Below are 22281 nucleotides of genomic sequence, written 5' to 3'. Positions count from 1 at the left end.
GAATGTCGAGCTGCCGGCTTGCCGTGCTGTTGAGCGCCGGATGGCTCGCTTTCGCGGGTCCGTCGGCGTTCGCGCAAACGACGCCGGCCGTGCCGGAAACCCCGCTCGACCCCAATGCGCCGATGACCGACCTGCCCGATATCGGCGTAGCATGGCCCGACCTGTCGACCGCCCCGACCGATCCGGCCACAACCGCCGGACCGCAGCGTGCGGGCGGCGAGTTCCGCTACAATTACCGCATCACCGGCATTGACAGCATCAACACCGACCTGTTCCGCCAGCGGTTCAACGAACTGTCGACGCTGCGCGCCAATGAAGGGCAACTGGCCAACGCCGCGCAGATCGACCGCCGCGCGCGCGAAGATGCGCGGACGCTCGACGAACTGCTGCGCAACGAAGGCTATTTCGACGCGCGCATATCGACCAGCGTCCGCCCCGAAGCCGACAAGCTGATCGTCTATCTCGAGGTCGAGCCGGGCCAGCTCTACCGCTTCGCACAGGTCCGCACCCCCGGCATCGCCGCGGCGGGGGCCAAGGCCGACAACCTGCGCGACGCTTTCGGCCTGAAGCCCGAGGCACCGGTACAGGGCGACACCGTCGTCGCCGCGCAGGACAAGCTGGCATCGACCATCAGCCGCGAAGGCTTTCCCTTCGCCAAGGTCGGCGAACCGCAGATCACCGTCGACCACGCCACCCGCACCGCAACGATCGAGGTCGACGTGGCACCCGGCGGCGAGCGGCGCTTCGGCCGGATCGTCGCGCGCCCCAACCGCGTCTTCGACGGCGACCATGCGCAGGACATCGCCCGCTTCAAACCCGGCCAAACCTATGATTCCGCGATGGTCGACGACCTGCGCCGTGCGATCATCCAGACCAGCCTGGTGTCGCAGGTCCGGCTGACCGCGGTCGAGGGGCAGGCGCCCGGCACGGTCGACCTCGACCTCGCGATGGAGCCCGCCCCGCCGCGCACCATCGCGGGCGAAATCGGCTATGGCACCGGCGAAGGCGCCCGCGTGGAAGCCAGCTGGACCCACCGCAACCTGTTCCCGCCCGAAGGCGCGCTGACGCTGCGCGGCGTACTTGGCACGCTGGAACAGGTCGCCGCCGTCACCTATCGCCGCAACAATTTCCATGGCCGCGACCGGGTGCTGACCGCGCAGATCGCCGCCACCCACCTCGTCCGCAACGCGTTCGAGGCCAATACCGTCTCGCTGTCCGCCGGGCTGGAGCGCCAGACCAACATCTTCTTTCAAAAGACGTGGACGTGGTCGCTGGGCGGCGAACTGGTCGCGACCGACGAACGCGACGTGATCGTCGCCACCGGCGAACCGCGCCGCCGCACCTTCTTCATCGGCGCGCTGCCGACCAGCCTCAACTATGACGGCTCCGACGACCTGTTGAACCCGACCAGGGGGTTCCGGCTGGGCGGGCGGGTCAGCCCCGAAGTGTCGCTGCAGGGCAACGTCTTCGGCTATACCCGTGCCCAGATCGACGCCAGCGTCTATCGCCCGGTCACGTCGCGCGTCGTTCTGGCCGCGCGCACCCGCATCGGTTCGATCCTCGGTGCGCCGCGCGATGCGGTGGCGCCGTCGCGGCGCTTCTATGCTGGCGGCGGTGCGTCGGTGCGCGGCTATGGGTTCCAGGATATCGGCCCGCGCGATCCGAACAACGATCCGATCGGCGGCCGCAGCCTCGCCGAATTCTCTTTGGAGGCGCGGGTAAAGGCGTTCGGCAATTTCGGCGTCGTGCCGTTCCTTGACGCCGGCAACATCTATACTTCCACGCTGCCGCAATTCTCGGGGCTACGCTACGGCGCGGGCGTCGGGGTGCGCTATTACAGCAATTTCGGCCCGATCCGCGTCGATGTCGGTACGCCGATCAACCCGCAGCGCGGCGACCCGCGCGTCGCCGTCTATGTCTCGCTGGGGCAGGCCTTTTGACCGATCCCGTGCCGGAAACTCCCGCCGCCGTTCCCAAGCGGCGGATCGGCTGGGGTCGCCGTCTGGCGCAGCTGCTGCTGGCGATCGTCGTCCTGATCGCAGGGCTGCTGATCGTCATCGACACTGGCCCCGGCCACCGGTTGATCGCGAACCGGATCGCGACGATGAAGCCCGCCAACGGCCTGCGTTATCGCATCGGGCGGATCGACGGCTCGATCTATCGCCGCGCCCGGTTGATCGACGTCCGCATCTATGACCAGCACGGGCTGGTGTTGCGCGCGCCGCTCGCCCGGCTCGACTGGCGGCCGTGGGAATTCGTGTCGAACCGCCTGTCGATCGACAGCCTGACGATCCCGCGCGCGATCCTCGCCAAGCTGCCGCAACCGACCCCGACCGGGCGCCAGGGCCCAATCCTGCCCGGCTTCGACATCCGCATCGGCCGGCTGAGCGTCGAACGGCTCGAACTGGGCAAGGCGGTGACCGGCACCGCCCGCATCGGCAAACTGGCGGGACAGGCCGATATCCGTTCCGGCCGCGCACTGGTCGACCTCGCGCTCGACGTCGCCAACAGCGACCGGCTGCGCCTGCGCCTCGATGCCGAGCCCGATCGCGACCGGTTCGATATCGACCTGCGCGCAAAGAGCGTCGCCGACGGCCTGCTCGCCACCGCCAGCGGTATCCGCCGCCCGCTCAGCGTCGAGGTGTCGGGCGACGGTCGCTGGGTGGCATGGGACGGACGCGCGGTCGCCGATGCCGGCGCCACCCGGATCGCCGACCTGACGCTGGGCGTACGCGCCGGACGCTACACGCTCGGCGGGACGCTGCGCCCGTCATCGCTGCTGCAGGGCAAGCTGCAGCGGCTGACCGCGCCGACCGTCCGCGTGACCGGCAGCGCGACGCTGGCCGACCGCCGCATCGACGGCGTGCTGGCGTTGCGCAGCGCGGCGCTGGCGATCGAGGCGGACGGCATCGTCGATCTCGGCACCAGCGCGTTTCGCGACCTGCGGCTGCGCGCGCGGCTGCTGCGCCCCGCCGCGATGTTCCCCAACATGACCGGGCGCGATATCGAATTGCGCGCGATCCTCGATGGCGCCTTCGCCACCGCGCGTTTCGACTATCGCCTGCGCGCGTCGCGACTGGCGTTCGACCAGACGGGTTTCGAGGGCGTGGTCGCCGCCGGGCAGGGCCGCTTGTCCAAGGCACCGGTGATTGTCCCGATCCGCCTCGCCGCTGCCCGCGTCACCGGCGTGGGCGACGTCGCGGGCGGCATCCTGCGCAATCTGTCGGTGACGGGTCGGTTGGCGGTTGATGCGCGGACGCTGGTCGGCAACGACCTGATCGTGCGGTCGGACAAGCTGAACGGGCGGATCATGCTGACGCTCGAGCTCACCACCGGCCGCTACGAGGTCGGGATCAGCGGCGCGCTGCAACGCTATCTGATCCCGGGGCTCGGGCTGGTCGACGTCCAGACGAAGCTGACCGCAGTGCCGATCCCCGGCGGCGGCACGCGCATCGTCGGACGCGGCATGGCGCAGGTCCGCCGGCTCGACAACGGCTTCTTCCGCTCGCTGACGCAAGGATTGCCGCGGATCGAAACCGGGCTGCAGCGTGGGCGCGACGGCATCCTCTATCTGCGCGGACTGCGACTGACCTCGCCGGGGCTGACGCTCACCGGCAACGGCTATCGCCGCCGCGATGGCACCTTCCATTTCGAAGGGGGCGGGCGGCAGGCGACCTACGGCCCGGTCCAGCTCGTCCTCGACGGCAACATCTCCAAGCCGACGCTCGACCTGCGCTTCACCTCGCCAAACGCCACGCTGGGCTTGAGCGACGTCGTCGCCCATCTCGACCCGACGGCGGAGGGTTTTGCCTACCGCGCGCGGGGCGGCTCGCGGCTCGGCCCGTTTACTGCCAATGGCCGCATCCTGTTGCCGACCGGCGGCACCGCGCGCATCGCGGTCGACGAGCTCGAGGTCAGCGGGACGCGCGCGACCGGTGCGATCGATATCGTCGAGGACGGGTTCCTCGGCCGGTTGAACGTGGATGGCGGTGGCATCGCCGGCACGATCGATTTCCGTCCGCGGGGCAGCGACCAGCGTATCGATATCGCGCTCGACGCCACCCGCGCGCAATTGGGCGTCGCGGGATCGGTCCGCCGCGCCCGGCTGGAGGCGGCGATCGTGCTGGCGCCGGGCGGCACCACGCTCGACGCGACCGCCACCGCGCAGGGTTTCCGCCGTGGCCAGCTGTCGATCGCGCGGCTGGCGGGAAGCGCGAAGCTGGTCGACGGTGTCGGCGAAGTCCGCGCCGCGATCGCCGGATCGCGCGGTCGCGCCTTCTCGATCCAGAGCGTGACGCAGGTATCGGCCGACGCCTATCGCATCAGTGCGGAGGGGACGCTCGACCGCCGGCCCTTGAAGCTCGAAACCCCGGCTGTACTGCGGCGCGAAGGGGAAGGCTGGCGGCTCGATCCGACGAAGTTCAGCTTTGCCGGCGGCACCGCGACGGTCGCCGGGGCGCTGACCGCCGACGCCACCGAACTGACGCTCGACGTCGCGCGCATGCCGCTGGCGGTGCTCGATATCGGCTATCCGGGGCTGGGGTTGAGCGGCACCGCGTCGGGCAGGATTGCCTATGCGACGCGCGGCGATACGCCCAGCGGCCGGGTCGACATGACGATACGCGGGCTCAGCCGCTCCGGGCTGGTCGTGTCGTCGACCCCGATCGATGTCGGCGTGGCGGCGGTGCTCGACGCGAACCGCGCCGGGGTGCGCGCGGTGATGGCCAGCGGCGGCAAGACGATCGGCCGGGCGCAGGCGCGGTTGGCGCCGCTGGGCCAGGGCGACCTGCCCACCCGTCTCGCCAACGCGCCGCTGATCGCACAGCTACGCTATGGCGGCCCCGCCGACACGCTGTGGCGGCTGACCGGCATCGAATTGTTCGACCTGTCCGGCCCGGTATCGGTCGGCGCCGACGTCAACGGTCGCCTCGCCGACCCGCGCATCCGCGGCGTGGTGCGCTCCAGCGGCGCGCGCCTCGACAGCGCGATCACCGGCACCGTGCTCACCGGCGTCGAGGCGCAGGGCCGCTTCGACGGATCGCGCCTCGTGATCGATCGCTTCAGTGCGCAGGACGGGCGGCAGGGCCGCGTCAGTGGCACCGGCGCGTTCGAATTCGCCGCGGTGCGCGGCTTCGGCATCGACCTGTCGCTGAACGCCGACCGCGCCCGCCTGATCAACACCGACTCGATCGGTGCGACCGTCACCGGTCCGATCCGCGTGCGTAGCGACGGCGCGGGCGGCACGATTTCGGGCGAGGTGCGGATGGACGGCAGCCGCTACCGCCTCGGCCGCGCCACCGCCACCGCCCCGCTGCCGCGCCTCAATATCCGCGAGATTAATCGGCCGGATGGCGACGAAGAGACCGGCGCGGCGGTGGTCCCGTGGAAGCTCGACCTGAAGGCGCGCGCGCCCGGCGGCCTGATCGTCACCGGCCTCGGCCTGTCGAGCGAATGGTCCGCCGACCTCGCCATCACCGGTGAGCCGACCAACCCGATCATCAACGGTCGCGCCGACCTCGTCCGTGGCAATTACGAATTCGCCGGCCGCGAATTCCAGCTCGATCGCGGCGCGCTGCGCTTCAACGGCGAAAGCCCGGCCGACCCCGCGCTAGACATCGTCGCAAATGCCGACACGCAGGGGCTGAACGCCACCATCCGCGTCGCCGGTACCGCGACCCGCCCCGAAATCAGCTTCCAGAGCGTACCCGCGCTGCCCGAGGACGAGTTGCTGTCGCGGCTGTTGTTCGGCACCTCGATCACCAACCTGTCGGCGCCCGAGGCATTGCAGCTGGCGGCGGCGGTCGCAGCGTTGCAGAATGGCGAGGGCGGGCTGAACCCGATCAACGCCGTCCGCCGCGCCGCCGGTCTCGATCGCCTGCGCATCCTGCCCGCCGATCCGCAGACGGGGCAGGGCACCTCCGTCGCCGCCGGCAAATATCTGACGCGGCGTTTCTATGCCGAGATCGTCACCGACGGGCAGGGCTATTCGGCGACCCGCATCGAGTTCCAGGTCACGCGCTGGCTGTCGCTGCTCGCGTCGATTTCGACGATCGGGCGACAGAGTACCAACGTCCGCATCTCACGCGATTACTGACGCCCCCTGACCCCGGAGACGCCGATGCCCGCTGCCGCCCCCGCGACCGATGGACGCCTTGCCCGCATCGCGCTGCGCTTCACCGACTGGGCCGAACGCTGGTTTCCCGACGCCTTCGTCTTCGTCGCGCTGGCGGTGGTGGTCGTCGCCGTCGCGGTGCTGGCCAACGGTGCACCGGTCGCGTCGGTGACGAAGAGCTTCGGCGACGGATTCTGGACGCTGATCCCGTTCACCATGCAGATGGCGTTCGTCACCATCGGCGGATACGTCGTCGCGACCTCCGCGCCGATGCAGCGGTTGATCGACCGGCTGGCGCTGATCCCCAACAGCGCGCGCGGCGCGATCGGACTGATCGCGGTGGCGACGATGTTGTCGTCGCTCTTGAGCTGGGGCCTGAGCCTGATCTTCGGCGGCCTGCTGACCCGCGCGCTGGCGCGGCGGACCGAGTTGCGGATGGATTACCGCGCAGGGGGAGCGGCGGCGTATCTGGGCTTGGGCGCCACTTGGGCGATGGGGCTGTCGTCGTCCTCGGCGCAGCTACAGGCGAACCCGGCCAGCCTGCCGCCCGGCCTGTTGCCGATCACCGGCGTCATTCCGTTCAGCCAGACGATCTTCCTGTGGCAATCGATGCTGATCGCGGCGATCCTGATCGTCGTGTCGACGGTGATCGCGATCGCCTCCGCCCCCGGTCGCGACAGCGCGGTGACGGCGCAGGACATGGGGATCGATCCCGCGCGCGAGGACGACGCGCTGCCGCCGCGCACCCAGCCCGGCGAGTGGCTGGAACATGCGCCCCTGCTGACCGTGCTGATCGGGCTGCTGGCGGCAGGCTGGCTGGTGCAGGAGTTCGCGCGGCAATCGTGGATGATCGCCATCTCCAACCTGAACACCTACAACTTCCTGTTCCTGATGGCTGGGCTGGTGCTGCACTGGCGGCCCAAGCGCTTCCTGAACGCACTCGCCCGGTCGGTGCCGGCGACGGCGGGCATCCTGATCCAATACCCCTTCTATGCCGCGATCGCCGCGATGATGACGACCGCGAAGAGCGCCGACGGATCGACCCTGTCCGACGTCATCGCCCATGCCTTCGTCGCGATGAACACGACCGAGACCTTTCCGATCACCATGGGCGTCTATTCGGCGATCCTCGGCTTCTTCATCCCGTCGGGCGGTGGCAAATGGCTGCTGGAGGCGCCCTATGTCATGCAGGCGGCGAACGACCTGCAAGTCCATCTCGGCTGGGCGGTACAGATCTACAACGCGTCCGAAGCACTACCCAACCTCATCAACCCGTTCTGGATGCTGCCGTTGCTCGGCATCCTCGGGCTGAAGGCGCGCGACATCGTCGGGTTCAGCTTCCTGCAGCTGATCGTCCATCTGCCTTTGGTGCTGTTCCTGCTCTGGGCGCTGGCGTTCACCTTGCCCTACACCCCGCCGGTCATGCCATAGCGCGGACCGGCACCGACGCGTTGTAGAGGCTCGCGCCGCGTTCGTCGCGCAGGTCGAACGACAACAGGTCGCCCGCGATCTGCACCATGCCGAAGCCGGCGGCGGCGCGGCAGAAGCGCGTGCCCTCGACCGGCACGACCGGCCGCGCCTCCATCCCGCCGCCGCACTGGATCATGTCGATTCCATCGCGCCGGATATGCTGCAGGTCGTGGTCGTGGCCGGCGATATAGGCCTGCACGCCGTACCGGTTCAGAATGGGGAGGACCTGGGCGATGATCTCCGGCTGGTCGCCATGGCCGCTGCCGCCCGACCGGATCGGGTGATGGCCGGTTACCAGCTTCCACTTGGCCCGCGACTGCGACAACGCGTTGTCGAGCCACGCCAGCTGCTTGGCGGTATCCTGCGACCGCGTGTTGCTGCCGATCGTGCCGTCATTGGCGCGATAGCGTTCGACGAAGGGCGAGGTGTCGATCGCGAACAGGTCGGTATCGGCCCGGACCAGCGCGGCATCGGCGACCTGATAATAGCGCGCCGGCATCCGCCACCGCTTGCTGCGCGCGGCATAGTCGATCTGCGCCTGCGGATTGCCGCGATAGTCGTGATTGCCGAGCAGCGCGTACCACGGCACCTGCAACGCCGGATGGGTATAGACGCCCTCGAACACCGACTGCCACAGCGGGTCGTCGACCGACGCCACCCCGTCGCTATAGAAATTGTCGCCGATCGCCAGCACGAAATCGCTCTGCGCCGCGGCGGCTGCGCGCCCCATCGCCGCGGCGACGTGGTGCTGTTCGGGGGTGTCGCGACCCCAGTCGCCCAGCACCGCGAAGGTGCAGCTTTTCGCCGGGCGCGTGCGTGCGGTGGCGGGTGCCACGGTCAGCCCGGCCGCGCCGATGGCGAAGCCGCCGAGTAACGTGCGGCGGTCGAGGACGAGGGTCATGGGCGTTCCTGTTGACGGGCGGATGCGGGCGCTTGGAGCATGGGGATATGACGGTTGTGTGGCGGTTGGGGTGATGGGTGGAGGTGGATCGTCTCATCCGCTTCCGCAATTAGCTCGTCACCCCAGCGAAGGCTGGGCCAGTACCGGGAGATCCCAGCCTTCGCTGGGATGACGTTTGTGGGGAAGGGGGGGCTTGCGTGGCGAGGGGCGGATCGTGGCTGGGGGCTGATCGTGGCGAGGTGGTGTTCATGGCGACGGGGCGTTCGTGAGAATGGAAAGCCGTCGCCCCCATCGTCACCCCGGACTTGATCCGGGGTGACGGGAGAGTGTCGATCTTTGGAACGCAGTCGAACCGCGGCGGTAATCTACCCAAAAGAAAAAGGCGCCGGAATCACGTCCGACGCCTTTCTCCAAATCTCAGCGCGACGTGGCAAAGCCACGTCGTCGGTCCTCGCCAAAAGCGAGGCCGGCCGACAGCGCCTGTGGCACGCCTGCGTGCCACCGGTTGCCGACCCGGCAACCTCAGGCGCTGTAATACATATCATATTCCACCGGGCTGGGGGTCATTTCCCACCGTGCCACTTCGCCACGCTTGATCTCGACATAAGCTTCGATCTGGTCCTTCGAGAACACGTCGCCCTTCAGCAGATAGTCGTGATCGGCTTCGAGGCTGTCGAGCGCTTCGCGGAGCGAGCCGCACACGGTCGGAACCTGTGCGAGCTCTGCCGGCGGCAGGTCGTACAGATTCTTGTCCATCGCCTCGCCCGGATGGATCTTGTTCTGGATGCCGTCGAGGCCGGCCATCATCAGCGCCGCATAGGCGAGATACGGGTTGGCCATTGCGTCGGGGAAGCGGACTTCGACGCGCTTCGACTTCGGACCGGTGCCGTACGGGATGCGGCACGATGCCGACCGGTTGCGCGCCGAATAGGCGAGCAGCACCGGCGCTTCGTACCCCGGCACCAGCCGCTTGTAGCTGTTGGTCGTCGGGTTGGTGAACGCGTTGACCGACTTGGCATGCTTGATGATGCCGCCGATGAAATACAGGCACATGTCCGACAGCCCGGCATAGCCGTCGCCGGCGAACAGCGGCGAGCCGCCGTTCCAGATCGAGAAGTGGGTGTGCATGCCCGAGCCGTTATCTTCCTTGATCGGCTTCGGCATGAACGTCGCGGTCTTGCCGTACGCATGCGCGACCTGGTGCACGACATATTTGTAGATCTGCATGCGATCGGCGGTCGTGGTCAGCGTCCCGAAGGTCAGGCCCAGCTCATGCTGCGCGGCGGCGACTTCGTGGTGATGCTTGTCGCACGGGAGGCCCATTTCGAGCATGGTCGACACCATCTCGCCACGGATGTCGACGGCGCTGTCGACCGGCGCGACCGGGAAGTACCCGCCCTTGGCGCGCGGGCGGTGGCCCATGTTGCCGGCTTCGTACTCGCGGCCCGAATTGCCCGGCAGTTCGATGTCGTCGATCTTGTAGTAGCTGGTCGAATAGCTGTTTTCGAACCGGACGTCGTCGAACATGAAGAATTCGGCTTCCGGCCCGACATAGACGGTGTCGCCGATGCCGGTGGTCTTCAGATACGCCTCGGCGCGCTTTGCGGTCGAACGCGGGTCGCGGGCATAGAGTTCGCCGGTCGACGGCTCGACCACGTCGCAGAAGATGACCAGCATCGGCGTGGCCGAGAATGGATCGGTATAGACCGCGTCCAGATCGGGCTTGAGCACCATGTCGGACTCGTTGATCGCCTTCCAGCCCTCGATCGACGAACCGTCGAACATCAGGCCGTCGGTCAGTTCGTCATCGGTCAGGATCGACGCGACCATGGTCAGATGCTGCCACTTCCCCTTGGGATCGGTGAAGCGCAGGTCGATCCACTCGATCTCTTCGTCCTTGATCCGCTTCAGGATGGTGCTGGCGGTAATAGCCATCGGAAACTGCCCTTTCTGGATTAAACCCCGCGATCCGGCGTAATAAACACCCCGGAACGCCGCTCGATTCGAAATATTGCTGCGCTGCGTCAGATCGCGTCGTCGTTGCGCTCACCGGTGCGGATGCGCAAGGCGGTCTCGACCGGAATGACGAAAATCTTTCCGTCACCGATGCGGCCGGTCTGCGCGGCGGCGGCGATCGCCTCCACGACGCGCTCGGCAAGGCCGTCCTCGACCACCACTTCCAGCTTCACCTTGGGCAGGAAGTCGACGACATATTCGGCGCCGCGATACAGTTCGGTATGGCCCTTTTGCCGGCCGAAGCCTTTCGCTTCGGTCACGGTGATGCCGCTCACGCCGACTTCGTGCAGCGCTTCCTTCACCTCATCCAGCTTGAACGGCTTGATGATGGCCTCGATCTTCTTCATGCGCCTTGCCGATCCCCTCGGACGTGCGGCCCGTGCGGGCCGTTTGCATCCTGTTAAACAATTACCGTGCCAACCGGCGATTCGCCTTGGATACGATCATCGGGGATTTGCCCGGGACTGTCGATATTGCCCGCAGAAGGGGCAGGGTGCCGGTTTTTCGGGCAGAGGTGCGGGAAATCCTCCCCACATGGTGGGGAGGGGGACCATGCGCAGCATGGTGGAGGGGCATCGCCCCGAACGCCGTCGTTGCGTGTGCCGCCACGCCCCTTCACCACTCGCTGGCGCGAGCGGTCCCCCTCCCCATGGATTGGAGAGGATTTTTTACAGATACGGCGGCTTGGTAAACCCCTTCGGGCTCAGCGTGAAGATCTCGCACCCGTCCTCGGTGATCCCGATCGAATGCTCGAACTGCGCCGACAGCGACCGGTCGCGCGTCACCGCGGTCCAGCCGTCGTCGAGCATCTTCACGTCGGGCCGGCCGATATTGATCATTGGTTCGATGGTAAAGAACATGCCGGGGCGCAGCTCGGGACCGGTACCGGGGCGGCCGGCATGGATCACCTCCGGCGCATCGTGGAACAGCTGCCCCAATCCGTGCCCGCAAAAGTCGCGGACCACGCCGTAGCGATGCGATTCGGCGTGGCGCTGGATCGCATGCGCGACGTCGCCCATCCGGTTGCCGGGCTTCGCCTGTTCGATGCCGAGCATCAGGCATTCATAGGTGACGTCGACCAGTTTGCGCGCCTTGATCGGCACGTCGCCGACCAGATAGGTACGGCTGCTGTCGCCATGCCATCCGTCGAGCAGCGGGGTGACGTCGATATTGGCGATGTCGCCGTCCTTCAGCGTCCGGTCCGACGGGATGCCGTGGCACACGACATGGTTGATCGAGATGCAGGTCGAATGGGCATAGCCGCGATAGCCGAGCGTTGCCGGCACCGCGCCGCCCTCGCGCATCAGGCGAAAGATGATCGCGTCCAGCTCGGCGGTGGTCACGCCCGGCACGACATGCGGGGTGATCTCGTCGAGGATATGTGCGGCGAGGCGGCCGGCGCGGCGCATCCCTTCGAACCCGGCGGCATCGTGCAGCTTGATCGCGCCGGTCCGGGCGAGCGGCATATCGGCGGTGACGGTCTGATATTCGGTCATGCCGTGCATATAGGCAAGGATGCGGCGCTAGGCGAGGGCACGGGCACGCGCTATGCCGCCCCCTATGACCGACCGCATCTGGACCGCCGCTTTGATCGTCATCGGTGACGAAATCCTGTCCGGCCGGACGCAGGACAAGAATATCGCGCAGCTCGCGACGTGGCTGAACGTGCAGGGGATCCGCCTCGCCGAGGTGCGCGTCGTTGCCGACCGTGAGGAGGCGATCGTCGAGGCGGTGAACACGCTCAGGGCGCGCAACGACTATCTGTTCACCACCGGCGGCATCGGCCCGACGCACGACGATATCACCGTCGATTCGATCGCGGCGGCGCTGGGCGTGCCGGTCATCGTTCACCCACAGGCGCGCGCGATCCTCGAGGCCTATTACGAAACGCGCGGTGGGCTGACCGACGCGCGGATGCGGATGGCGCGGGTGCCCGACGGCGGCGAACTGATCGAAAACCGCATGTCGGGCGCGCCCGGTATCCATGTCGTCAACATCTTCATCATGGCCGGCGTGCCCCACATCGCCGCCGCCATGCTCGACAGCCTGACCGGTACGCTGGAGGGCGGATTGCCGGTCGTCTCGGGGACGCTGGGCTGCTGGGTCGGCGAGAGCGAGGTCGCCGAACTGCTCCGCACTGTCGAGCGCGCGCATGACGGCGTGGCGATCGGCAGCTATCCGTTCTTTCGCGAAGGCCGCACCGGCGCGAACTTCGTCGTACGCGCCACCGATGCTGCGGTTGTCGACGCCTGTATCGCCGATCTCGCTGCGCAGTTGCAGACCAGCGGGCGCGACGCGGTGGTCGGCGGCATCTGACACCGCGCTTGCGGATGGCCTGACCGGTTAGTATGTCAGACAAATAACCGGCAGGAGAGAATGACGTTGGCTTCCCCGACCCGCATCGCGTTGGCCGGCATCGGCAAGATCGCGCGCGACCAGCATATCCCGCATATCGCCGCCAGCCCGGATTTCGAACTTGTCGCCGCCGTTACCGGCCATACCCCGCCTGAGGGTGTGCCGGGGTTCAGGACGATTGCCGAGATGATGGCGGCAATGCCCGACGTGCAGGCGATCTCGATCTGCACCCCGCCGCGCGGGCGGTTGAATCTGATCCAGCAGGCGCTCGACCACGGCCTCGACGTCATGATCGAAAAGCCGCCGGCCGCCACGTTGTCGGAGGCGCAGGTATTCGCCCGCGCCGCGCAGCAGGCCGGCAAGGTGCTGTTCGCGACATGGCATTCGCGTGAGGCGGCGGCGGTCGAACCGGCGCGGGCATGGCTGGCCGAGCGCAACATCCGCCGCGTCGCGGTGAACTGGAAGGAAGACGTCCGCGTCTGGCATCCGGGGCAGGACTGGATCTGGGAACCGGGAATCGGCGTGTTCGACCCCGGCATCAACGCGCTGTCGGTCATTACCCGCATCCTGCCGCGTCCGCTGCTGCTCGACGCGGCGGAGTTGCGCTTCCCGTCGAACCGCGACGCGCCGATCGCCGCCGATCTCGACTTCACCGATACCGCCGGCGTGCCGGTGCGCGTCGAGTTCGATTTCGACCAGACCGGGCCGCAGACGTGGGACATCGACGTCGAGACCGATGACGGCCAGTTGAAGCTGTCGATGGGCGCGTCGCAGATGGCGGTCGACGGCGTCGCGGTCGATGTCGGCGACGAAGCGGAATATGCGCGGCTGTATCGCCGCTTCGCCGAATGTTTGCGTGACCGGCAGAGCGATGTCGACCTGTCGCCGTTCGTCCACGTCAACGACGCGTTCCTGCTGGGGCGCCGGGTGACCGTGGGGGCGTTCAGCGAGTAACGGCCCCCAAAGTCGTCACCCCCCAGCCTGCGCTGGGGTGACGACTTTCAGGCGCCCGCCATCGCCCCGACGATCGCCGCCCGCGCCCGCGCCGCCACCGCCTTCCGTCCCATCCCCGCCGGATCGAACGGTTCGAGGAAATGGATCGTCAGCCCGATCCGCCCCGGCCGCGCCAGCACCCGCGCGGCATTGGCCGTCCCCGGTTCGTCGCCCAGCCACGCGACCTCGCGCGCATCGCCGTAGTCGCAATAGACCGGCTGCACCCGCAACCCCGGCGGCGGCGGGTCAATCGCGCCCAGCAGCGCCGCCTTGAACGGCAGCAATTCGCCCGGCGCGCTGGTCGTCCCTTCGGGAAACACCGTCACCGGATGGTCGGCGAGCAGCGCCTGCCGCAGCGTATCGATCTGCCGCGCGACGCCCAGCCGGTCGCCGCGATCGACGAACAGCGTGTGGTTGAGCGTACATAGCCACCCGACCAGCGGCGCGTCGCGCAACTCGCCCTTCGCCACGAACGCGCTCCCGCTCGCGCCGGCAATGGCGAGAATGTCGATCCAGCTCTGGTGATTGGCGAGATACAGCACGTCGCGCGTCACCGGCGTGCCGACCACCGTCGTCCGTACCCCGACGACCCGTGCGATCCGCCCCAGAAAGCGCGGCGGCCATGGCGACCGCGCCCTGACCAGCCGCCAGCTGCCATGCAGCACCAGATAGCCGAGCAGCGCCGCCAACATGCCTGCCGCCCGCGCTGTCATCCGCAGCCGCGCGGGCAGGGGCATCGCCTCAGTCCTTGCGGTCGAGGCTGACGCCGTAGAGTTCCATCCGGTGATCGACCAGACGGAAGCCCAGCCGCTCGGCGATCTGCTTTTGCAGCAGCTCCAGCTCGGGATCGACGAACTCGATCACGCGGCCCGTTTCGACATCGATCAGGTGATCGTGATGCGCCTCGGGCGAGGGTTCGTAGCGCGCGCGGCCGTCGCCGAAATCGTGGCGGTCGAGGATGCCGGCCTCTTCGAACAGCCGCACCGTGCGATACACGGTCGCGATCGAGATGCCCGGATCGATCGTCGATGCGCGCTCATACACCTTTTCGACGTCGGGATGGTCGTCGGCTTCGGACAGCACGCGGGCGATCACCCGGCGTTGCTCGGTGATCCGCAGCCCCTTTTGGTGACACAGCGCTTCGAGATCGATCTTGCGGGGCATGAATTCCTGTACGTCCAGACTGGCGGTGGCGGCGTTCTAGCGTGCCGGATCGTTCAGCGAAAGACGCTAAGTGGTCCGGACCGGTTCAGCCTGCGCGCCGCTGCGTACCCAGCCCGATCTGCTTGGCCAGCGTCCGGCGCTGTTCGGCATAGTTGGGCGCGACCATCGGATAGTCGATGGGCAGGTTCCACTTGGCACGATACTGGTCGGGCGTCATGTTGTACTGCGTCATCAGGTGACGCTTCAGCATCTTCAGCTTTCGCCCGTCTTCGAGGCAGACGATATAGTCGGGCTTCACCGACGCGCGGATCGCGACCGCTGGTTCGGGGCGCGCGGCGGGTTCGTCGGCGGCGGCGCCCAGCGTCGCCAGCGCGCCATGGACACTGCGGATCAGGGTCGGGATCTCCCCCACGTCGATATTGTTGTTGCCGACATGGGCGGCGACGATGTCGGCGGTCAGGGCGATGAGCGTATCGTCTCGCCCAGCGTGCATATCCATAATGTCCCTCGCATACGCGGCCGATACCGTGGCCGGCCCCGCTATCGACGCTGACCGGGCGACGCGCAACAATATAAGAAGCTTTTTTTGGAATTGGCGTTCGATCGATCTGCAGCAACGTCAGCCGCGCGAAGGCTGAAATTTTCGGATGATGGCATGCAACAGTAGCTCGAGGGGACTCCAGCCTTTTCCGCCCTCTTTCGCACTCCCGCGCAGGCGGGAGTCCATAAGCGCCAGCGTCGCGACTTCAGCCGAAACTTTGGCGTGTATGGATCCCCGCCTGCGCGGGAATGACGAACCTTCGTGGTCGTCGGAGATCGATCCGCGCTGGAGTTTGATCGACCCGAACGGAACCATCACCCCAACGACGCTCGGGGCCTCAAGCGGCGCCTGTCCCGCACTGCAAGGGAAGGTCCCATATTGCGCCGGGAGGACGTATGGCCCAACCGGAATGGATCAGGCGCTAGCCCAGCGGGATCGGCCGGACATAGGTATGCGCGTCGAACCGTTCGCCGCTGCGCCCGGCATAATAGTCGCGCCGTTCGCCGCACTGGACGAAGCCTTCGCCGACATACAGCCGGGTCGCATCGTTCCCCGCCCGCATTTCGAGGCACAGGCGCCCCGCACCGCGCTTCGCGGCATCGGCGATCGCCCGCCGCAACAGCGCGCGCCCGATGCCTCGCCCGCGATGGTCGGGCCGCACCGCGATCAGCAGCAGTTCGGCATCGCCGGCGATGGCACGGGTCAGTGCAAAGCCGACCAGCAATTCGTCGTCATGCGCCAGCGTCAGCCACACGCCGGGCAGCGACAGCATCCCCAGGCATTGCGCCTGCGTCCACGCCTCGCCGAAGCGCGGGTCGAACGCCGCCTGCATCACCGCATCGACCGCCGCGATATCGGCGGCGGTGCCGTCGCCGATCGCGATGGCGTCGCGGGTGTCGCTCATGCGCGGACGCTCGGCACCGCATCGGGCGCGCGGCCGTACAGCGGGGCGGGGGGCAGCGTCCGTTGTGCTTCGGGCAGCAGCAGCGCGTCGGCGGCATCGGGCAACCGGTCGTCGTCGGGCAGGCGGTCGTCGACCGTACGCAATCGCGCCAGCCCCTGTCCGACGACGCGGCGTCCCGCCAGCGCGGCGATGGCGTCGGCCGGCTTGCGCGACACCGCCGGCCCGTCAGACGTCAGGTCGGCATCGAATCCCTGCTGGAACACCTCGCCATGGCCGCCGTCGAGCACCGCGACGATCGCGTCGCCCGGTTGCTCGGCCAGCGCCGCGGCGGCGATCGACGCCAGCGACGAATAGCCGCTGACCGGTACGCCCCAACCTATGCCGAGGCCCCGCGCCGCTGCCAGCCCGACGCGCACGCCGGTAAAGCTGCCCGGCCCGCAATCGACGAGGATCGCGTCGGCGCGGCCTTCACCCGGCAGCGCGGCGATCATCGGTACCAGCCGCTCGGCATGGCCGCGCCCGACCACGACATGGTCGCGCGCGATCACCACGCCGTCGTCGATCAACGCGACCGAACAGGCGGCAGTGGCGGTTTCGATGACCAGCGTGCGCACGATCGGCGTCAGGCGATCCGGTTGAACTTGGCGAAATCGGGCCGCGGCGAGCGTGGGTACAGCGTCTCGCGATCGCCATAGCCCAGCGTCGTGATGAAATTGGCGTGCACCGAAGGCGTGTCGGCAAAGAATGCCTTGTCGACCGCACCGGCATCGAACCCGGACATCGGCCCGGTATCGAGGCCCAGCGCACGCGCGGCGAGGATCAGATACCCGCCCTGCAACGACGAATTGCGGAACGCCGATGCCTGACGCAGCTCGGCATTGCCGTCGAACCACGCCTTCGCATCGGCATGGGGGAACAACTCGGGCAGATACTCGTGGAACTCGGTGTCCATGCCGATGATCGCGGTCACCGGCGCGGCGCGGATCTTGTCGGGATTGGTGCCGGTCGCACACGCCGCCAGCTGTTCCTTCGCCTCTTCCGACGTGCACCACACGATCCGCGCGGGCAGCTGGTTCGCGCTGGTCGGGCCCCATTTCACCAGGTCCCAGATCGAGTGCAGCGTCGCGTCGTCGACCGGCTGGTCGGTATAATGATTATAGGTGCGGGCGCTGCGGAACAGCGTGTCGAGCGCTTGGTCGTCGAGCTTGGACATCAGACTGCACGAACCTCCGTGACTTCGGGGACATAATATTTCAGCAGCTGTTCGATACCGTTCTTCAGCGTCGCGCTGGAGGACGGGCACCCTGCACAGGCACCCTGCAGCTGGAGGTAGACCTTGCCCTGGTCGAACCCACGATAGACGATGTCGCCGCCGTCGTTTGCGACCGCCGGGCGTACCCGCGTCTCGATCAGTTCCTTGATCTGTTCGACGATATCGGCGTCTTCCGGATTGTCGGAAAAGCTCTCCTCGGCCGGGACCGAGAAACCGGCGCTGCCGGTCGCGTGGAACAATGGCATCCGCCCGCCGAAATGGTCGAGCAGCAGCGCCAGCACGTCGGGCTTCAGGTCGGCCCATTCGCTGCCCGGCGCCTTGGTCACCGACACGAAATCGCGGCCGAAGAACACGCCGACGACGTCGCCCAATGCGAACAGCTGCGTGGCGAGCGGCGAGGCCTCCGCCTCTTCCGGGCTCGCGAAATCGCGGGTGCCGGCATCCATGACGATCTGCCCCGGCAGGAACTTCAACGTCGCCGGATTGGGCGTGGATTCGGTTTCGATCAACATGCCGCCCATGTGGCGGCATGGGCTCGGGGGATCAAGGGCAGCCACAGGAAACGCTGCGTTCCCCCTTTGGTATGGCCGCGTTGCCTCCGTCGCTGCAGTGCGTTACCAGCCGTAACGATCTGACGAGGGGGATGACGACCGGTGATCGAAACGCATCTGGCGAAGCTGCGCGCACGCGACACGATATCGCCGGAGGAAGAAGCGGTCATCCGGGCATCGTTGGGCGAGGTGCGCGACCTGCCGGCCCACCATACCTGTATCCGCGCCGGCGAACGGTTGAATGCCAGCACGTTGCTGCTCGAAGGCCTCATGTGCCGGTACAAGGACCTGCCGGGCGGCGAACGGCAGATCACCGAACTGCACGTCGCGGGCGACTTTCTCGACCTGCACAGCTTCTCGCTGAAACAGCTCGATCATAACGTCATGACCCTGACACCGTGCCGCGTCGTGCTGGTCCCGCATACGAAGCTGACCGAGATTACCGAGAAGCATCCCCATCTGGCGCGGGTCTATTGGTTCATCACCGCGCTCGACGCCGCGATCCATCGCGAATGGGAATTGTCGCTCGGCCGGCGGACCGCGATCCAGCGGATCGCGCATCTGATCTGCGAGCTGCATGTGCGGCTGGGGCTGATCGGGCAGGCCGACGATACCGGCTTTGCGCTGCCGCTGACACAGGCCGACCTGTCGGACTGCACCGGCCTGACCCCGGTCCATGTCAACCGCACGCTGCGCGAGCTGCGCGAACGCGGGCTGATGGCGTTTCGCGGGCGGCGGGCATCGATCCAGGACCTTGCCGGCCTGCGCTCGCTCGCCGAATTCGACGATTCCTACCTCTATCTGCGGCGGGAGGAGCGGTAGCGTAAAGCTGAGCCGGGGCTGAACGCACGGGCGGTTACAGCTTTATATTTCCACCGGCGCGTCGATACTGGTCGCGGCGTTGCAACGACGCTACACCTTGGCGCATGGCATCCCTGTATCGACTGGCCACGGGTGGCTTCACGACCCTGGCCCTGATCGCCGCGCCGCTCGCCGCGCAGACCCCGCCCGCATCGCCCGTGCCCGCCTCACCGGCGCCCGCGCGCCAGCTTCCGCCGCTGGAACCGGTGGCCCAGGGGCCGGACACGCCGTGGCTGTTCAAGGGCAGCGACATTCCGCCTGACCGGACGTGGACCTACGGCGTGCTGTCCAACGGCCTGAAATATGCCGTGCGCAAGAATGGCGTGCCGCCGGGGCAGGTCGCGATCCGCGTCGCGATCGGCACCGGTTCATTGATGGAAACCGACAGCGAGCGTGGCTTCGCGCACCTGATCGAACACCTCACCTTCCGCGGATCGGTCCATGTGCCCGACGGCGAATCGAAACGGGTGTGGCAGCGTCTGGGCGTTACCTTCGGTTCGGACAGCAACGCCTCGACCAGTTTTACGCAGACCGTATATAAGCTCGACCTGCCCTCTGCGACGCCTGCGGGTCTGGACGAGAGCATGAAGATCCTGTCGGGGATGATGGCCGAACCGACGCTCAGCCAGGCGGCGCTGGATGCCGAACGGCCGGTGGTCCTCTCCGAACAGCGCGAGCAGCCGGGCCCGCAGGTGCGCTTCGGCGACGCGGTGCGCGCGCTGTTCTTCGCCGGGCAGCCGCTGTCCGACCGCTCGCCGATCGGCAACGTCGACACGCTGCAATCGGCGACCGCCGACAGTGTAAAGAAGTTCCACGACCGCTGGTACCGCCCAGACCGCGCAATAATCGTCATCGCCGGCGACGCCGATCCCGCCATCCTCGAAGCGATGGTGAAGAAGCATTTCTCGGCCTGGCAGGGCAATGGCCCGTCGCCCGCCGACCCCAAATTCGGATCGCCCAAGGCGAACGAGCCGGTCGCGGCGGTGGTCAGCGAACCGACCATGCCGACGCTGGTGCAGATGGCGGTGCTGCGGCCGTGGACCGTCGGGGACGACACCATCCTGTTCAACCAAGAGCGGATGATCGACCAGATCGCACTCCGTATCCTCAACCGACGGCTGGAAAGCCGCGCGCGCGCCGGGGGCAGCTATATCTCCGCGGGTGCGAACCTCGACGACGTGTCACGCTCCGCCAACATCACCCAGCTGTCGATCCTCCCGCTGGGCGACGACTGGGCGGCGGCGCTGCGCGACGTGCGCCAGTCGATCGCCGACGCGATGCGCACCCCCCCGACCCAGGCCGAGATCGACCGCGAAGTCGCCGAAATCCGGGCGGGCATGGAGAACGAGGTTCGCACCGCACCCGTGACCGCCGGCGCGCTGCTGGCCGACAACCTCATCTCCGCGACCGATATCCGCGAAACGGTCGCCGGACCCGAAACGTCGCTGCGCATCTTCGAAGGCGCGGTGACGAAGAAGTTTTTCACCCCGGCGCGCGTGCAGGCGGCGACGAAAAAGGTGTTCGAAGGCACCGCCACCCGCGCGATCCTGAACAGCCGCGTGCCCGACCCGACCGCCCAGACGAAGCTGACCGCCGCGCTGACCGAAAAGGTCGCCGGCACCGCCGCCAAACGCCGCGGACAGGCGGCGATCGGCTTCGACCGGCTGGCCCCGCTGGGCAAGCCCGGCGCGATCACCACGCGTAGCATGGCGCTGGCCGATCCGCCGGTCGAACGCGTCGACTTCGCCAACGGGTCGTCGCTGCTGCTGTTCCCCAATGAATCGGAGACGGGCAAGGTCTATGTCAGCGTCCGCTTCGGCCGCGGGCTGAACGCGCTGCCGACCGATCGCCGCACCCCGGCGTTCGCCGCCGATCTCGCGCTGGTCGCCTCGGGCATCCAGACGCCCAAGGGTGTATTAGGGCAGGAAGAGCTCGACCGGCTGACCGGCGGGCGGCAGATCGGGCTGTCGTTCGGCATGGGCGACGACGCGTTCACCCTGTCCGGCGTCACGACCGCCGCCGACCTGACCGACCAGCTGAAGCTGATCGCGGCGAAGCTCCAGTCACCGGCATGGGACCCGGCGCCGGTCGCCCGTGCCCGCGCGGTGATGCTGGCCAGCTACGACGCGCTCGGCGCCTCGCCCGACGGGGTGATGGCGCGCGATCTCGACGGACTGCTCCATGCCGGCGATCCGCGCTGGGGCACGCCCGATCGCAAGGAGGTCGAGGCACTGACCCCGGCAGCGTTCAAGGCGCTGTGGGCGCCGCTGCTCGCCTCGGGTCCGATCGAGGTGCAGGTGTTCGGCGACGTGCCGCAGCAGGCGGCGATCGATGCGGTCGCGGCGACGATCGGCGCGATGACGCCGCGCACGCCCGCCACTACGCCGCTGCCGCCGGTCCGCTTCCCCGATCATATTGCCGCTCCGGTGACGCGCACGCATAGCGGCCAGCCCAATCAGGCAGCGGCGGCGATCGCATGGCCGACCGGTGCCGGCAGCGCCGGGCTGACCGAAAGCCGCAAGCTGGAGGTGCTGGCCGCGGTGTTCCGCGACCGGCTGCTCGACCGGCTGCGCAGCCAGGCGGGGGTCAGCTATTCGCCCAACGTCGACAATGGCTGGCCGGTCGGCCTGCCCGGTGGCGGGCGGATCATGGCGATCGGCATGGTGCCGCCCGACAAGACCGGCTTCTTCTTCCAGCTGGCGCGGGAGCTGGCCGCCGACCTGGTCAAGACGCCGGTGCCCGAGGACGAACTGGACCGCGCCAAGCTGCCGGTGATCCAGATGGTCGCGCGCATGTCGAGCGGCAACATGTTCTGGATGAACCAGACCGCCGGCGGCACGCGCGATCCGGCGCGGCTGGCGGCGATCCCCGGCATCATCAACGACATCCGCGGGACCACCCCGGCCGAGTTGCAGGCGCTGGCGGCGAAATATCTGGTCCCGTCGAAGGACTGGTCGATGCAGGTCCTGCCCGAGAAGAAGTAAGGAAAAGATCCTCCCCGTTCCATGGGGAGGGGGACCGTTCGCGAAGCGAATGGTGGAGGGGGGCGCCCGCACACGAACCGGTGGCGGGTGCCCCTTTCGTGTTCAGAAGAAATGGGTTCACGCGAAGGCGCGAAGACGCGGAGGGGCTGCGTTCCG

Annotated in this window: 18 protein-coding genes; 7 read left to right on the top strand and 11 right to left on the bottom strand. The window is 67.8% G+C overall.

Annotated elements, in window-relative coordinates:
* Window positions 1–2: 2 nt before the first annotated feature.
* The 3 genes from MF610_RS08810 to MF610_RS08800 are packed head-to-tail and all read left to right on the top strand — an operon-like array spanning window position 3 to window position 7543.
* Window positions 3–1940 (top strand): autotransporter assembly complex protein TamA, encoded by a 1938-nt coding sequence (locus MF610_RS08810; RefSeq protein WP_242195001.1) that lies wholly within the window; start codon window positions 3–5, stop codon window positions 1938–1940.
* Window positions 1937–6094, top strand: coding sequence for a translocation/assembly module TamB domain-containing protein (locus tag MF610_RS08805; RefSeq protein ID WP_242194997.1), 4158 nt, complete (start codon window positions 1937–1939; stop codon window positions 6092–6094). The genes MF610_RS08810 and MF610_RS08805 overlap by 4 nt, the downstream gene beginning before the upstream one ends.
* 24 nt (window positions 6095–6118) lie before the next feature.
* Complete coding sequence (locus MF610_RS08800) at window positions 6119–7543, top strand: short-chain fatty acid transporter (RefSeq protein ID WP_242194995.1); 1425 nt, start codon at window positions 6119–6121, stop codon at window positions 7541–7543.
* On the opposite strand, the gene MF610_RS08795 is transcribed toward MF610_RS08800, so the two are convergent.
* The 4 genes from MF610_RS08795 to map all read right to left on the bottom strand — a co-directional run bounded on the left by MF610_RS08795 (window position 7533) and on the right by map (window position 11995).
* Entirely contained in the window at window positions 7533–8483 is a 951-nt protein-coding gene (locus MF610_RS08795; protein ID WP_242194992.1) for a metallophosphoesterase, read from the bottom strand. The genes MF610_RS08800 and MF610_RS08795 overlap by 11 nt on opposite strands.
* Before the next feature lie 522 nt (window positions 8484–9005).
* Window positions 9006–10418 carry a type I glutamate--ammonia ligase gene (gene glnA, locus MF610_RS08790; RefSeq protein WP_242194989.1) on the bottom strand — a complete coding sequence of 471 codons (1413 nt, stop codon included), beginning with the start codon at window positions 10416–10418 and terminating at the stop codon, window positions 9006–9008.
* A gap of 89 nt (window positions 10419–10507) precedes the next feature.
* Window positions 10508–10846: a P-II family nitrogen regulator gene (locus MF610_RS08785; protein ID WP_055759592.1), complete on the bottom strand. Its 339-nt coding sequence runs from the start codon at window positions 10844–10846 to the stop codon at window positions 10508–10510.
* 321 nt (window positions 10847–11167) lie between these two features.
* On the bottom strand, window positions 11168–11995 hold the full coding sequence (map, locus tag MF610_RS08780) for a type I methionyl aminopeptidase (RefSeq protein WP_242194986.1): 828 nt from the start codon (window positions 11993–11995) through the stop codon (window positions 11168–11170).
* Window positions 11996–12059: 64 nt separating this feature from the next.
* On the opposite strand from map, the gene MF610_RS08775 reads away from it, so the two are divergent.
* A complete protein-coding gene (locus MF610_RS08775) occupies window positions 12060–12815 on the top strand; it encodes a competence/damage-inducible protein A (protein WP_242194983.1) in 756 nt (251 codons plus the stop codon).
* Window positions 12816–12875: 60 nt separating this feature from the next.
* Complete coding sequence (locus MF610_RS08770; protein ID WP_242194980.1) at window positions 12876–13808, top strand: Gfo/Idh/MocA family protein; 933 nt, start codon at window positions 12876–12878, stop codon at window positions 13806–13808.
* 47 nt (window positions 13809–13855) lie between these two features.
* Here the strand turns inward: MF610_RS08770 and MF610_RS08765 are convergent, their stop codons facing one another.
* From MF610_RS08765 to MF610_RS08735, 7 genes are all read right to left on the bottom strand, one after another.
* Window positions 13856–14584 (bottom strand): lysophospholipid acyltransferase family protein, encoded by a 729-nt coding sequence (locus MF610_RS08765; RefSeq protein WP_242194977.1) that lies wholly within the window; start codon window positions 14582–14584, stop codon window positions 13856–13858.
* 4 nt (window positions 14585–14588) lie between these two features.
* A complete protein-coding gene (locus MF610_RS08760; RefSeq protein WP_242194974.1) occupies window positions 14589–15011 on the bottom strand; it encodes a Fur family transcriptional regulator in 423 nt (140 codons plus the stop codon).
* 85 nt (window positions 15012–15096) lie between these two features.
* Window positions 15097–15510: a Ros/MucR family transcriptional regulator gene (locus MF610_RS08755; protein WP_242194971.1), complete on the bottom strand. Its 414-nt coding sequence runs from the start codon at window positions 15508–15510 to the stop codon at window positions 15097–15099.
* Window positions 15511–15973: 463 nt separating this feature from the next.
* Window positions 15974–16456: a GNAT family N-acetyltransferase gene (locus tag MF610_RS08750; protein WP_242194968.1), complete on the bottom strand. Its 483-nt coding sequence runs from the start codon at window positions 16454–16456 to the stop codon at window positions 15974–15976.
* On the bottom strand, window positions 16453–17070 hold the full coding sequence (tsaB, locus tag MF610_RS08745) for a tRNA (adenosine(37)-N6)-threonylcarbamoyltransferase complex dimerization subunit type 1 TsaB (protein ID WP_242194965.1): 618 nt from the start codon (window positions 17068–17070) through the stop codon (window positions 16453–16455). Before tsaB ends, MF610_RS08750 begins: the two co-directional genes overlap by 4 nt.
* A gap of 8 nt (window positions 17071–17078) precedes the next feature.
* A complete protein-coding gene (locus MF610_RS08740; protein WP_380870931.1) occupies window positions 17079–17669 on the bottom strand; it encodes a malonic semialdehyde reductase in 591 nt (196 codons plus the stop codon).
* The gene (locus MF610_RS08735; protein WP_242194963.1) at window positions 17669–18241 is read right to left on the bottom strand and encodes a NifU family protein; all 573 of its coding nucleotides are present in this window, start codon (window positions 18239–18241) and stop codon (window positions 17669–17671) included. The genes MF610_RS08740 and MF610_RS08735 overlap by 1 nt, the downstream gene beginning before the upstream one ends.
* A gap of 141 nt (window positions 18242–18382) precedes the next feature.
* Between MF610_RS08735 and MF610_RS08730 the strand changes: the two genes are divergently transcribed.
* Both MF610_RS08730 and MF610_RS08725 read left to right on the top strand, forming a co-directional pair.
* Window positions 18383–19102, top strand: coding sequence for a Crp/Fnr family transcriptional regulator (locus tag MF610_RS08730; protein WP_242194959.1), 720 nt, complete (start codon window positions 18383–18385; stop codon window positions 19100–19102).
* A gap of 104 nt (window positions 19103–19206) precedes the next feature.
* Window positions 19207–22125, top strand: coding sequence for a M16 family metallopeptidase (locus tag MF610_RS08725; protein WP_242194954.1), 2919 nt, complete (start codon window positions 19207–19209; stop codon window positions 22123–22125).
* Window positions 22126–22281 lie beyond the last annotated feature (156 nt).

The sequence above is a fragment of the Sphingomonas hankookensis genome, from assembly GCF_022664465.1.
Taxonomy (GTDB): domain Bacteria; phylum Pseudomonadota; class Alphaproteobacteria; order Sphingomonadales; family Sphingomonadaceae; genus Sphingomonas; species Sphingomonas hankookensis.
Note: the sequence above shows the minus strand (reverse complement) of the source record. Positions and strands in the feature narration are given on the sequence as shown.